This is a genomic window from Duncaniella freteri (genome assembly GCF_004766125.1).
Lineage (GTDB): Bacteria > Bacteroidota > Bacteroidia > Bacteroidales > Muribaculaceae > Duncaniella > Duncaniella freteri.
This window is the reverse complement of record NZ_SJSA01000001.1, coordinates 1,612,887-1,626,884: the sequence shown is the minus strand read 5'-3', so window position 1 is coordinate 1,626,884 and position 13,998 is coordinate 1,612,887. Positions and strand designations below refer to the sequence as shown.

Annotated in this window: 13 protein-coding genes; 7 read left to right on the top strand and 6 right to left on the bottom strand. The window is 50.6% G+C overall.

The window, feature by feature from the left end; all coding sequences use genetic code 11:
• Positions 1-5: 5 nt before the first annotated feature.
• Positions 6-2,213: a DNA primase gene (gene dnaG, locus EZ315_RS06955; protein WP_135471441.1), complete on the bottom strand. Its 2,208-nt coding sequence runs from the start codon at positions 2,211-2,213 to the stop codon at positions 6-8.
• A gap of 95 nt (positions 2,214-2,308) precedes the next feature.
• Here dnaG and thrS point away from each other — a divergent pair, with 95 nt between their 5' ends.
• The 5 genes from thrS to EZ315_RS06930 all read left to right on the top strand — a co-directional run bounded on the left by thrS (position 2,309) and on the right by EZ315_RS06930 (position 7,084).
• The gene (thrS, locus tag EZ315_RS06950; protein ID WP_135471440.1) at positions 2,309-4,252 is read left to right on the top strand and encodes a threonine--tRNA ligase; all 1,944 of its coding nucleotides are present in this window, start codon (positions 2,309-2,311) and stop codon (positions 4,250-4,252) included.
• 29 nt (positions 4,253-4,281) lie between these two features.
• Positions 4,282-4,866, top strand: a complete 585-nt coding sequence (gene infC / locus EZ315_RS06945) for a translation initiation factor IF-3 (RefSeq protein ID WP_135471439.1) — start codon at positions 4,282-4,284, stop codon at positions 4,864-4,866.
• A gap of 123 nt (positions 4,867-4,989) precedes the next feature.
• Complete coding sequence (gene rpmI, locus EZ315_RS06940; protein WP_135471438.1) at positions 4,990-5,187, top strand: 50S ribosomal protein L35; 198 nt, start codon at positions 4,990-4,992, stop codon at positions 5,185-5,187.
• 145 nt (positions 5,188-5,332) lie between these two features.
• On the top strand, positions 5,333-5,683 hold the full coding sequence (gene rplT / locus EZ315_RS06935; protein WP_135471437.1) for a 50S ribosomal protein L20: 351 nt from the start codon (positions 5,333-5,335) through the stop codon (positions 5,681-5,683).
• A 117-nt stretch (positions 5,684-5,800) separates the two neighbouring features.
• On the top strand, positions 5,801-7,084 hold the full coding sequence (locus tag EZ315_RS06930; RefSeq protein WP_135471436.1) for an O-acetylhomoserine aminocarboxypropyltransferase/cysteine synthase family protein: 1,284 nt from the start codon (positions 5,801-5,803) through the stop codon (positions 7,082-7,084).
• 148 nt (positions 7,085-7,232) lie between these two features.
• On the opposite strand, the gene EZ315_RS06925 is transcribed toward EZ315_RS06930, so the two are convergent.
• On the bottom strand, positions 7,233-7,499 hold the full coding sequence (locus EZ315_RS06925; RefSeq protein WP_135471435.1) for a hypothetical protein: 267 nt from the start codon (positions 7,497-7,499) through the stop codon (positions 7,233-7,235).
• 312 nt (positions 7,500-7,811) lie between these two features.
• Between EZ315_RS06925 and istA the strand changes: the two genes are divergently transcribed.
• Both istA and istB read left to right on the top strand, forming a co-directional pair.
• Positions 7,812-9,365 (top strand): IS21 family transposase, encoded by a 1,554-nt coding sequence (istA, locus tag EZ315_RS06920; RefSeq protein ID WP_135471434.1) that lies wholly within the window; start codon positions 7,812-7,814, stop codon positions 9,363-9,365.
• A 33-nt stretch (positions 9,366-9,398) separates the two neighbouring features.
• On the top strand, positions 9,399-10,121 hold the full coding sequence (istB, locus tag EZ315_RS06915; protein WP_135471433.1) for an IS21-like element helper ATPase IstB: 723 nt from the start codon (positions 9,399-9,401) through the stop codon (positions 10,119-10,121).
• On the opposite strand, the gene EZ315_RS06910 is transcribed toward istB, so the two are convergent.
• The 4 genes from EZ315_RS06910 to tgt form a co-directional block, all read right to left on the bottom strand.
• Complete coding sequence (locus tag EZ315_RS06910; RefSeq protein ID WP_135471432.1) at positions 10,118-10,924, bottom strand: 6-bladed beta-propeller; 807 nt, start codon at positions 10,922-10,924, stop codon at positions 10,118-10,120. The genes istB and EZ315_RS06910 overlap by 4 nt on opposite strands.
• 11 nt (positions 10,925-10,935) lie before the next feature.
• Positions 10,936-11,280, bottom strand: coding sequence for a hypothetical protein (locus EZ315_RS06905; RefSeq protein WP_207104619.1), 345 nt, complete (start codon positions 11,278-11,280; stop codon positions 10,936-10,938).
• Between the two features lie 493 nt (positions 11,281-11,773).
• Positions 11,774-12,844, bottom strand: a complete 1,071-nt coding sequence (locus tag EZ315_RS06900; protein WP_135471430.1) for an LptF/LptG family permease — start codon at positions 12,842-12,844, stop codon at positions 11,774-11,776.
• Positions 12,845-12,867: 23 nt separating this feature from the next.
• Positions 12,868-13,998 carry a tRNA guanosine(34) transglycosylase Tgt gene (gene tgt / locus EZ315_RS06895; protein WP_135471429.1) on the bottom strand — a complete coding sequence of 377 codons (1,131 nt, stop codon included), beginning with the start codon at positions 13,996-13,998 and terminating at the stop codon, positions 12,868-12,870.

Here is a 13,998-nt window from a genome sequence, read left to right as displayed (position 1 = left end):
TAATACTACTTACGCGGGGCTATCACACGGTCACCGATAAGTTTGGCAAGCGAGGAGCGCAGGGTTTCCAGATCCTTGATCTCTCTCATCGCGTCAAGAGTAGAGGCATAGTCATTTGACTCACACGCCTGCTTGAGCCTGCCACGAGCATCAATGACACGCGTATTCAGAATGGCATCCTTGAGTTCGTGTATGGCACGAGGCACAAGCTCCACAAGCTGTTCACGCTCTGTCTCCACATGGGCATACTTTGTGTGCACCTTGCTCAGCGTGTAACGCTCCACCACAAGTTCTGTGGCAAGATTGCGCACCGCATCGTCGGGAGAAGAGCATAGTATACGCGATAGATAGTCGGCACAGAAATCCTCAAGCCCGATGCTATACTCCGCATCGATAGTCTCATTGAGGGCTCGCTCCATAGCGGTTATGCTCCCTACATCAGTAGCCTTGGCACGAATCTCCTCGATCCCGGCGGCAAACTTGCGCGAACGTTCCGCCTGAAGCCGCTCCATCTCATGTCTGTAACTCTCCTCCCATGACTCACGGCTTGCCCTGTGTGCCACACTGAGAAAATGTGCCAGGTCAGGATTTGACAAAGCTATGCCGTCCTGTTGCAAATCGGACTCTATATACTCAAGCACCGATACGGCAACCACATTGTCATTCTCATCAACACTGTCGGCAAGAGTAAGATTGCCGTAACGTGCCACAAGCCTGAGCAGATTCATCTCGTATTTCCTCAGAAATGCGGCATGAGAGCTTATAGGATTCGCCTTGGGACCTTCTGACTCAGGCTCATCAGTATCTCCGCGTCCGGCAGATGGGACGGAATCTTCATCCGCCTTACGGTGGTCGGTGGTAAGCGATGCTTCGCGCAGACGGTCCTCACGCGACTTCAGCGCATACTCATTGAAATATCTGCCCACCTCACGCCTCAGCACATCCTCCGATATGAAAAGAATGTTGGAGCACTCCTGTACATACACGCTTCGGGTGATCTCATTGGGTATAAGCGCGATTGTCTTTACTATCTGAGTTATTACATTCGCACGTCCGGTGGGGTCGTTGTCGACATCCTTAAGGAGGATGCGGGCCATAAAGGTTATGAAATCAGTCTCATTCGCCTTTATATAGTCATTCACCTCGGCAGAACTGTGCGACTGGGCAAACGAGTCAGGGTCCTCACCCGGAGGCAACAGGAGCACCTTTATATCCATCCCGTCCTGAAGCAGGAGCTCTATACCGCGCAGGGATGCCTTGATACCGGCAGCATCGGCATCATAAATGAGAGTGACATTGGTGGTGAACCGTTTTATGAGCCTCACCTGCTCCACTGTGAGCGCGGTGCCCGACGATGCCACCACATTGCATATCCCCGACTGATGCATGGATATCACGTCCATATACCCCTCGACAATGATACACTTCCCCTCCTTCGATATTGCCTGCTTCGCCTGGTAAAGACCGTACAGCTCCCTGCGCTTGGAATAGATGTCGCTCTCAGGGGAGTTGACATACTTTGCCATGGTCTTGTCCGATCGCAGTGTGCGGCCTCCGAATGCCACGACCTTGCCAGAAAGCGTGTGGACCGGATATATCACACGTCCGCGGAACCGGTCATAGACACGCCCATCGTCAGTCTGCGTGCACAGTCCGGTGGCAAACACATATTCCTCGCTATAACCGCGCTCAAGTGCATACTTGTATAGAGCATCCTTAAGCTCCAATGCATAGCCGAGATGAAACTTCTCGATCATCGGATCGCTGATGCCGCGATGGCGGAAATAACTCAGGCCAACATCTCGCCCCTCATTGGTCTCAAAAAGGTTGTTCTTGAAATAACGCAGTGCAAAATCATTGACAGCAAACATGTTGTCGCGAGCCGTCTCCCTACGCTCCTCTTCGGGAGTCATCTCACGCTCCTCAACCTCGATATTGTATTTTCGGGCAAGATAACGCAGAGCCTCACTGTAGCTCAGGTGCTCCAGCTTCATAAGGAAATTGACGGCACTACCCCCTTCCCCACAGCTGAAGCACTTGCAAAGTCCACGCGACTTTGACACCGAAAATGACGGCGAACGGTCATTATGAAACGGACAGAGCCCCCAATAATTGGCACCTTTCCTCTTCAATGACACGAAATCGCTCACCACCTCAACTATGTCGGTGGCTTCCAGTATGCGTTGGACTGTTGCGTTGCTTATTTTTCCCATAATCGTAGCAAAATTACTCAATTTTCGTTACCTTTGCAAACTGAAACAAAAACAGCGGGGAGTCGTCCGTATGTCTCCCCCACATATATTAAAAAATGGATTCCATAAACATCACATTCCCTGACGGCAGCGTAAAGCAGTACGAAAAGGGCACCACCCCTTTTCAGATAGCTGAAAGCCTGTCGTCCCAGTTGGCTCGCGATGTGCTCGCAGCCACCGTCAATGACAAAGAATGGGACCTCGCACGCCCCATTGATGAAGATGCCACCCTCAAGCTCCACAAATGGGACGACCCTGAGGGGAAGCACGCGTTCTGGCATTCGTCGGCCCACCTTCTCGCTGAGGCTCTCCAGGAGCTGTATCCCGGAGTGAAATTCGGCATAGGCCCGGCAATCGAGAACGGCTTCTATTATGACATCGACCCGGGAGAGCACCAGCTCACATCCGCCGAATTCCCCAAGATCGAGAAAAAAATGCTTGAACTCGCTCAGGAGAAACAGCCAATCGTACGCGCTGACATCTCCAAGGCGGATGCGCTGAAAATGTTTGGCGACCGTGGCGAGGAGTACAAGTGTGAGCTCATATCCGAACTTGAGGACGGACACATCACCACCTACACACAAGGCTCTTTCACCGACCTGTGCCGTGGTCCCCACATCCCTAACACCGCCCCTATCAAGGCCGCCAAGGTAACATCTCTCGCCGGGGCGTTCTGGCGCGGCGACGAAAAGCGCAAACAGCTTGTGCGTGTGTACGGCATCACCTTCCCCAAGAAGAAGATGCTCGATGAGTATCTGGCTCTTCTTGAAGAGGCCAAGAAGCGCGACCACCGCAAACTCGGCAAAGAGATGGAGCTCTTCGCATTCTCTCAGAACGTAGGAGCCGGTCTGCCCCTGTGGCTCCCCAAGGGAACAGCACTGCGCGACCGTCTGGAGCAATTCCTCCGCAAGATACAGAAACAGTACGGCTACCAGCAGGTGATCACACCGCACATCGGCAACAAGAACCTCTATGTCACCTCAGGCCACTACGCAAAATACGGAAAGGACTCTTTCCAGCCAATCCACACACCCGAGGAGGGTGAAGAGTACCTGCTCAAGCCCATGAACTGTCCTCACCACTGTGAGATATTCCGTGCACTCCCCCGCAGCTACCGTGACCTGCCTCTGCGCCTTGCCGAATTCGGCACCGTGTACCGCTACGAGCAGAGCGGCGAGCTCCACGGACTGACACGCGTACGCGGCTTCACTCAGGACGATGCCCACATCTACTGCTCACCTGACCAGATAAAGGGTGAGTTCCTGAAAGTGATGGATATTATATTCTTCATTTTCAAGGCTCTCAAATTCGAGAATTTTGAAGCCCAGATCTCTCTGCGCGACCCGGAACATAAGGAAAAATACATAGGCAGTGACGAGAACTGGCACCTTGCCGAGCAGGCAATCATCGACGCATGCGCCGAGAAAGGGCTCAAAGCACGCACCGAGCTTGGCGAGGCTGCATTCTACGGGCCCAAACTCGACTTCATGGTAAAGGACGCACTTGGACGCCGCTGGCAGCTCGGCACAATCCAGGTTGACTACAACCTGCCCGAACGCTTCCAGCTCGAATACACCGGAAGTGACAACCAGAAGCACCGTCCGGTGATGATCCACCGTGCGCCGTTCGGCTCCATGGAGCGATTCGTGGCAGTGCTCCTTGAGCACACAGCCGGCAGATTCCCCCTTTGGCTCGCTCCCGAACAGGCAGTCGTGCTCCCCATCTCGGAGAAGTTCAACGATTATGCCCACGAGGTTGCAAAGCAGCTCAACATCCAGGACATACGCACCCAAGTCGACGACCGAAACGAGAAGATCGGCAAGAAAATACGCGACAACGAACTCAAACGTATCCCCTATATGCTCATCGTAGGAGAAAAAGAAGCCGAAAATGGTGAAATTTCTGTAAGAAAACAGGGCGAAGGTGATAAAGGTTCGATGAAAATTGCTAACTTTGCAGCCGAATTGACTCGCGAAGTCAATGAGATGATTAACCAGTAACCCTAAAACAAGATTCTTAAAACCCCTGAATGGAGAAAAAACCTTTCACCCCTCGTCCTCCCCGTCCCAACAACGGGCCCCGTCGCCCCTTTGTCCCTAACAAAGAGAAAGACCCCTACGCAACCAATGAACGCATCCGTGCACGTGAAGTGCGGCTCGTAGGCGACAACGTTGAGACAGGCATATACTCCATCCAGGAAGCGCTGAAGCTTGCCGAGGAACTGGAGCTCGACCTCATCGAAATCTCACCCACCGCCGAACCGCCGGTGTGCAAGATCCTTGACTATCAGAAATTCCTCTATCAGCAGAAAAAGCGACAGAAAGAACAGAAAGCCAAGGCTACCAAGGTAGTGGTAAAGGAGATCCGATTCGGTCCGCAGACTGATGACCACGACTACAACTTCAAGCTCAAGCACGCTGTAGGCTTCCTTCAGGAAGGCGCGAAAGTAAAAGCTTACGTGTTCTTCAAAGGCCGTTCAATCCTCTTCAAAGAGCAAGGAGAAGTCCTGCTCCTCCGTTTCGCCAACGATCTTGAGGAATACGGCAAGGTTGACCAGATGCCGGTTCTCGAAGGGAAGCGCATGATAATAATGCTCAGCCCCAAGAAGAAGTAACACTCAGTCGCCTCGACTCACGCCCGGGACCCACCGGGCACACATAAAGCAACATACAGGCGCGCCGGTCCCGATTGATCACCGGCCGCTAAGAATCAAATCATATTTTTAACAACATTCAAAATGCCAAAGATTAAGACTAATTCCGGTGCCAAAAAGAGGTTCGCCCTTACCGGAACAGGAAAGATCAAGAGAAAACATGCCTACAAGAGCCACATCCTGACCAAAAAGACCAAGAAGCAGAAGCGCAATCTGACCCACTCCAGCACTGTAGCTCACGCTAACGAATCTAATGTCAAGGAGCTCCTCGCACTCAAGTAATCCTGACTGCCGAGACCAAAACGACATATTTTCTCCGATCGAGAAAACGTGATTTAATTCCAATTAAGTTAACCGAACGGTCAGCCACCCCTAAATTTAATCAAGAGCATAATGTGCCGCTGACGTTCACAAAACATTTCGCAAAATGCCAAGATCAGTAAATCATGTAGCTTCAAGAGCTCGCCGCAAGAAAATCCTCAAACTCACCCGTGGTTACTTCGGATGCCGCCGCAACGTGTGGACCGTAGCAAAGAACACCTGGGAAAAGGGTCTTACCTACGCTTACCGCGACCGCAAGGACAAGAAGAACAACTTCCGTGCCCTCTGGATACAGCGTATCAACGCAGCAGCCCGCCTTGAGGATCTTTCATACTCCAAGCTCATGGGCCTCATCCACAAGGCAGGAATCGAGATCAACCGCAAGGTGCTCGCTGACCTCGCCCTCAACAATCCCGCCGCTTTCAAGGCTGTTGTCGACAAGGTTAAGAACGCTTAATCACAGCCACAACATAGCTTAAGCCTTCAAAAGCTGAAACCCACATCCAAGGACTTCCCGCCATGATAACAGAGGGGAAGTCCTTGATTGTTTTTTCGATCAATAAATAACGACGCAATGGAGAACAACAAGAAATACACAGCAGCCACAATATGTGTGCAAGGTGGATGGCAACCCAAAAACGGTGAGCCACGAGTGCTGCCCATCTATCAGAGCACAACATTCAAGTACGATTCGAGCGAACATATGGCCCGCCTTTTCGACCTTGAGGAATCAGGCTACTTCTACACTCGTCTTCAAAACCCCACCAACGATGCCGTTGCCTCCAAGATAGCCGCACTTGAAGGCGGTGTGGGGGCAATGCTCACCTCATCCGGGCAGGCGGCAAACTTCTATGCCGTATTCAACATATGCCAGGCAGGCGACCACCTCGTGACATCATCCAATATCTACGGCGGCACCTACAATCTCTTTGGCGTGACCCTCCGCAAACTCGGCATAGAATGCACATTCGTTGATCCTAATGCATCGGAGGAGGAGATTGCATCAGCTTTCCGCCCCAACACCAAACTGCTATTCGGAGAGACCATATCCAATCCCGGATGCGAAGTTCTCGACATAGAGAAATTCGCCCGCATCGCCCATTCCCATGGCGTGCCTCTGATAGTCGACAACACTTTCCCCACACCCATCAACTGCCGCCCGATTGAATGGGGAGCCGACATAGTAACCCACTCCACCACCAAATACATGGACGGTCACGCAACAAGCGTAGGAGGAGTGATTATTGACAGCGGAAACTTCCCCTGGGAAGAGCATGCCGACAAATTCCCCGGACTGACCACTCCCGACGACTCATATCACGGACTCACCTACACCAAGGCTTTCGGACGCAACGCCTATATCACCAAGGCTACAGCCCAGCTCATGCGCGACCTTGGATCGATACAGTCACCCCAGAACGCATTCCTCCTCAACCTCGGGCTTGAGACACTGCACCTGCGTGTGCCACGCCACTGTGAAAACGCCCTGACAGTAGCAAAATGGCTTGAAAGCAATCCCAAAGTGAAGTGGGTCAACTACAGCGGACTCCCATCCAACAGATACTACGGTCTGTCACAGAAATACATGCCCTCAGGCTCATGCGGAGTGATCGCATTCGGGCTTCACGGCTCACGCGAGGACGCAATAAAATTTATGGACCGCTTGAAATTCATAGCAATAGTCACACATGTTGCCGACGCACGCACATGTGTGCTGCATCCCGCAAGCCACACCCATCGCCAGCTCACCGACGAGCAACTGCGTGAAGCAGGAGTAGCACCTGACCTGATACGCCTCTCCGTAGGCATCGAGGATGTCAACGACATAATCGCCGACATAGAGCAGGCCCTCTCCTGACAGCAATAAAATAAAGTCCACAAGCATGAGGCTGTATCGTAAACATTGATTACGATACAGCCTCATGCCTATGTTTATTATCACCTTTTACATGATAATAATATACTTTTATAACATGAATTTATGATAACAAAGGTGTGATATTGCATTATAGAATGCCGTCCAGTTCGATATATCCAAATTGTATATTCTCGTCATTGAATATACAGAAAAGGCGATTCGAGGTGTTATCATAAGCCATGTCGGTTATATCTTTTCCTATGATGAGTGTTTTTACATAGCTTCCATCATGATTGTATACATGGATTCGGTCAGCACTGTATGCATTCTCACCTGATGCACGACCTGAATAGGCAGCTAATATATAATCAGGTATAACTTTTATTTCCCTGAAAAATACCTTGCCTTTTACCACTTGGAGAGACCGGAGCATGCTGGGACAGCATGGGAGGCATAAAACAGTGCCGAAATCTGCATTTTAGAGCCGGAAGGCAGGATTGATTATCAGCTAATTGCGTCCTGAGTTCGGGGTCGACAGGCGTAAAAACCGGAGCATGCTGGGACAAATGGCCGAAAGCACGCCGCGCCGCGCAGAAAACCGGAGCATGCTGGGACAGTCGCTCTGACGCAAGTCTCTGGCTGTCGGGCGCCTGGCGCAAAAAACCGGAGCATGCTGGGACACTTTTGATGATTTTCAGCTATATTCCCATAAATAAGGAATATAGCCATGGCAACACAACCGATAAGCATGAATATCATCAAGCAGGTGCTGATACGCCTGTCGCAAAAGGAATCGATCCGTTCAATTGCTTCAGCGCTCCATATCAGCAAGAACACAGTCAGCCGCTACAAGTCGATAGCTGAGGCGGACCCTCTTACGACACGCGAACTTATAGCGCTGGAGGACACGGTTCTGAACCACCGTTTCAACGGGGGCAGCCCGGCGTATTGCGATGAGCGGATGGAAGTTCTGAAGGAACTTCTGCCCGCTTTGGAGAAAGAACTGAAAAAACCGCATGTCACATCGCAGCTGTTATGGGAGGAATACCGCAGAGATCACCCCGACGGCTACAGCCTGTCGCAGTTCCGCTATCACATATCCCAGCATATGAAAGCGGTCACTCCCTCGACGTTACTTCGCGACCTGTATCAGCCGGGACAGAAGATGCTGATTGACTTTGCCGGGGACCGTCTGTCGTATATTGACACTGACACAGGGGAGGAGGTGTTTGTGGAGACGTATGTGGCCATAATGCCGTACTCGGGCATGACTTTTGTCATGTGCGTGCGGTCACAGGGGATAGAGCAGTTTCTGATGGCCACGGTCAGGGCTCTGGAGTTTTTCGGAGGTGTCCCGAAGATACTGGTGCCTGACAATCTGAAATCGGCGGTCAAGAAGGCCGATTCCTACGAACCTGACCTGACTACAGGCATGAACGACCTTGCCAACCACTATCTGTGTGTGGCACAGCCCGCGAGAGTTCGCAAGCCCAAGGACAAGGCTCTGGTCGAGGATGCCGTCAACAAGGCCTACCGTCATATCTACGCCCCGCTGCGCAACCGCATCTTCCACTCTCTGGAAGAACTAAACGAGGCAGTCGCTGAGCTTGTCGACCGCTATAACCAGAAGCGGCTGACCGGCTGCGATTACTCGCGGCGTGAGTGCTTCCTGGCCTCCGAGAAACCGATGCTGGCTCCGCTACCGCAGGCTCCGTTCGAGTTCAAACGCCGCGCCACACTGAAGGTGGCCCCGAACAGCTTCATCACCTTCGGGGCGAACCGCAACTCATACTCCGTGCCTTACCGTCTGATCGGGCAGCAGGTGGATGTCACCTTCACAGCCACGCAGGTACGCGTATATCACTCGGGAGAATGCGTGGCCACACACATGCGCTCATACCGCCGCAACGACTACACCTATGTCGAGGAGCACCTTCCTCCAAAATCAAGGGAATACCGCGCATACAGCGCCGAGTACTTCATATCCAAAGCCGAACGCATCAGCCCCGAGTTCAAGACAATAATAGAGGCCATATTCGCCGGAGGACAGCCCGAACAGGTATACTTCCGCACTGCCCAGGGCTTCTTCAGTCTCCAACGCGACAGCGACCCGGCCCTGTTCCGTCAGGCATGTACCATAGCCGTCTGCCACGGCAATCTGCGCTACAGGTTCGTCAAGGCTCTCATCAAGACACAATGCGAGGGCTTCCGTGAGAACGCCGATGAACTGACGCCTCCCGGAAATCACTCCAACATCCGCGGAAAAGCGGCTTTCGCATAATAATCCACCATTTACATAAAAACAACACAATCAATGGAAAGAATCCTTTCTGAACTCCGACAGATGCGCCTTCCGGGAATGGCGCAGACATGGCAGAGCCTGATGGAAACACGTCAGGCAACTTCACTCAACATCGTGGACGGACTCCGTCTTCTCCTTCAGGGAGAACACGACATGCGCCGGGCAAACCGGAATGCCCGGCTTCTCAAAAACGCCCGGTTCCGCTATCAGGTGTCAGTCGACGAACTCGCATACGACTCTGCGCGTGGTCTTGACAAAGCATACATCACCCAGATGTGTGCCGGCGAATACATCAGGCGCGGCATTCCTGTGATCATAACCGGAGCCACCGGCACGGGCAAAAGCTGGCTCGCATCGGCCCTCGGACATCATGCCTGCATATCCGGCTTCAAGACCCGCTACTGGAGCATCCTCAAACTCATGGAAGACCTCGCCATGGCAAGAGTCGAGCGTCAGACCAAGAGGCTCTTCGAGAAGATAGCCTCTTACGACCTGATCATAATCGACGACTTCGGAATCAAGAAACTCAACAACGAGCAGATACTCGACCTTATGGAGATCATCGAGGACCGCCACGGCCGCAAGGCGACAATCATAGCCTCGCAAATCCCCGTCTCCGACTGGTACGACTGTCTGGAGACAAACACCACCGCCGCCGACGCCATACTCGACCGGATGGTGCACTCAGCGATACGTTTTGAGCTAAAAGGCGACAGTCTCAGAAAAAATCATTAACTTTGCAGCATCAAAAGTGTCCCAGTCTGCTCCGGCGCACTGTCCCAGTCTGCTCCGGTTTTTCCAACCACTTGAGGCTCATAATCCGGACCTTTGATCTCATGGAGCAATCTACCATTGAAATCATATATGTTTAGAATATCGTTATTTGTAGCTCCTTCTGCTATTATCCTGTCAGCTACTGATATTCCAAAGAGCGATTTTAATCCTTCCATGCGTGACGGACCGGAAATGTCGGTCAGTTCGCCGGTTGTGATGTTATATCTGCATATCCCTTGAGTATATCCTTTCTTTTTAGGATCAATGGTGATTGACCTTGCAAAACCAAGAGTATCGTTAACATGGACGTAACGGTCAGGGAATTGTTGGTTATTGAAGTTTGAAATTGTAGTGGGACAGTACTTGTCCATAACCAAAGCACTGTCAATGTTATATGATGAAATCTTTAGTTGCCCATAATCAAATATTGATATGGATTTGTTATCCCTGTCAATAAATACAGCTCCTGGTACGGCTACCTCATCCGGACCAGGACCGAATTTTGCAATTTGTCCTTTAGTCTTTAGAGTCTGTATATCAATTATTGTCAACAACATGTCATTCGACTGTCCGTCCTTAATTATGACAAGAGAGTCGGATGTGTAAATCCGTGCACCGGCTCCTATCTGAATGCTGTCGGTATCAAACGGTATGACATCCTGAGATATATCGACATGATTATTACGAGAGTTATCCACAGACTGTCGGCATGAGATGAAAAGGATAAATATTGCGATAAATCGTAATTTCTTGAGAAGTTTCATTGTCGGTATTATTATTTTATCACATTACCTTCATATACAACAATGGTAGGTTTTTTAACGCCCTTGTAATACACTTTTGCTGTAATCCTAAATTTTCCTCTCGGTGTTTTGAATCGGACATATCCGTTAAGACATATCTTCATCTCAGGTATCATCCATGATTGCGAAGGGGCAAGCTTCATGGCTGGGTCGGAAACTACCAGATCCGCAATCTCCAATCGGTATTTGGACCGGTTAAAAAGAAGGACGCTTGCATCAACCTTATCCCCCACATGAATAGTTCCAAGGTCTCTTTTTTTCACATCAATAGCTGGAACACCGTTCAAGAGTGTCACCTTTACCGTATCGGCATTCACACTGTTACTTACTGCTTTTGCTGAGTGTGACGGAATCTGTAATATGAACAAACATACAAAGAACAGAATACGTTTTATCACATTTGTCATGACTTGTTGTTAAGATTAAAAGGTTATGTTTTTTGTAATAATAGTTCCCGATTATTTTTTCGTTTTACGACGATACAGCTTTGATTTCGGTGTCTGTAGAGATTATTGAATCCAATGAGTAGAGAAACCTGTGTCGGAAGAACAGGAGCATATGCTCAGCCCAATAATAATGATGGGTAATGTGATATGATGGAGAGAAGTTTTCATGTGATGGAATATGTGTTTTCAGTCGCAAATATAAAGTAATAATATTGACAATCCAATAAAATGCACATTTATTTTTACGGTTTTGCGATAATTTGGTAGTATTAATGTGGCTCCGCCATATGTGCGGAACGAGGGCATGTCATTGGTTTGACATGCCCTCGTTTAATATTGTAATCCGGTTTCTCTGATTTATTGATCAGCCGTGTGAGGCGCGGTAATAGAGATAAATGGCTATGAAAGTGTAGAGTATGTTAGGAATCCACATGGCTATCATAGGAGAAGTATAGCCCGACACAGCAAAGGTAGATGTGACTGTCATAAACAGGATATAGCTGAAACTCAACACCAGCCCTATACCGATGTTCACACCCATGCCGCCCTTGACTTTCTTGGATGACAATGACATGCCTATCACTGTGAGAATAAACGCGGCTGCCGTCATGGCGTAACGCCGGTGCTTTTCGATCTCAAACGATTTGATATTAGCCACACCCCTCTCCTTCTGACGGTCGATGTATTCAGTGAGAGCTGGCGATGTGAGCATCTCCTGGTCATTCTTGGAGATAAGGAAATCACGAGGCTCTATAGGGATAATAGTGTCAAGACGGTTGCCGCGACGTATCTTCTCATGCTGCCCCTCAAAATCACGGATCATATAGTCGCGCACTGTCCACTGATGGAGAGTGTCCCAGCGTATGGACTGCGCCGTGAGGCGCGACACAAGGGTCTTTCCGTCAAAACGCTCAAGCGAGAACTTGTATCCAGTCTTCTGAAGATTGTCGTAACGCGACATATAGGCAATCTCCCCTTTCGCCACCTGGAGCTGAATATTCGTACCATAGTCCACACGCTTGTTCTTCACGTAAGTGTTGGTGTAATCTATACGCTTCACATTGGCAGGAGGGATGATATAGGCACTCAGCACATAGGTAAGAGCGGCAATCACAGTGGCACTGATCAGATATGGACGCAGCAGCCGTCGATAGCTCATCCCGGTGGAGAGCATTGCGATTATCTCCGAATTGTCGGCCAGCTTGGATGTAAAGAATATCACAGCGATAAACGTGAACAGCGGGCTGAACTGATTGGCGAAATAAGGCAGAAAATTGAGGAAGTAATCAAATACAGTAGCCTTGAGCGGAGCCTTAAGGAAGGCGTCGAGTTTCTCATTGATGTCAAACATCACCGTGATCGCCAATATAAGGAATATGGCGAACACATATGTCCCGAGGAACTTGCGGATGATGTACCAATCGAGAATCTTCATAGTCAGTGGTCTGCGTAGGAGGATTACAGTCTTCTTGTCACTCGTTCCACCATCTCGGTTTTCCACACCTTGAAGTCACCGGCGATGATGTGCCTGCGCGCCTCACCTACAAGCCACAGATAGAACGCAAGGTTATGGATCGACGCGATCTGCATGGCAAGGATCTCGTCGGATATGAACAGATGGCGAAGATATGCCTTGGTATAGGTGCGGTCCACATATGACGGACCGTCCTCCTGGATAGGGGAAAAGTCGTCAGCCCACTTGCGGTTACGCATGTTCATTATGCCATGAGCAGTGAACAGCATGCCGTTACGGCCGTTACGCGTAGGCATAACACAATCCATCATGTCGACACCGCGGTCGATCGCCTCAAGGATATTGGCAGGTGTCCCCACACCCATGAGGTAACGGGGCTTGTCGGCAGGAAGTATTTCATTCACCACCTCTATCATATCGTACATCACCTCGGTAGGCTCACCGACAGCAAGTCCGCCAATGGCATTTCCGTCAGCTCCGAGGTCAGCCACATGCTTGGCAGCATCCCTGCGCAGCTCGGGGTACACCACACCCTGGACTATAGGGAAATAAGCCTGACGGTAACCATACCTCCCTTCAGTCTCCTTGTATCGCTTCCATCCTCTCTCAAGCCAACGCTGAGTGAGGCGCAACGACTTGCGGGCATAGTCAATGTCGGCGGTACCCGGGGGGCACTCGTCAAGTGCCATCATGATATCGGCGCCGATACTACGCTCTATATCGACCACGCTCTCCGGAGTGAACAGATGCTTGGAGCCATCTATATGCGAACGAAACCATGCGCCCTCCTCGGTGAGCTTGCGGTTGGCAGCGAGTGAAAACACCTGAAAGCCACCGCTATCCGTAAGGATGGGTCGCTCCCAGCCATTAAACTTGTGCAGACCGCCCGCCTTCTCAAGAATATCTATGCCCGGACGGAGATACAGATGATAGGTGTTGCCCAGAATTATCTGAGCCTTGATATCATCACGCAACTCATGCTGATGCACCGATTTCACGCTACCGAGCGTACCCACAGGCATAAATATGGGAGTCTCGATAACGCCATGGTCGGTAGTGATAAGTCCGGCACGCGCATTGCTGCCGGATGCGGTGGACTGTAATACGAAATCCAT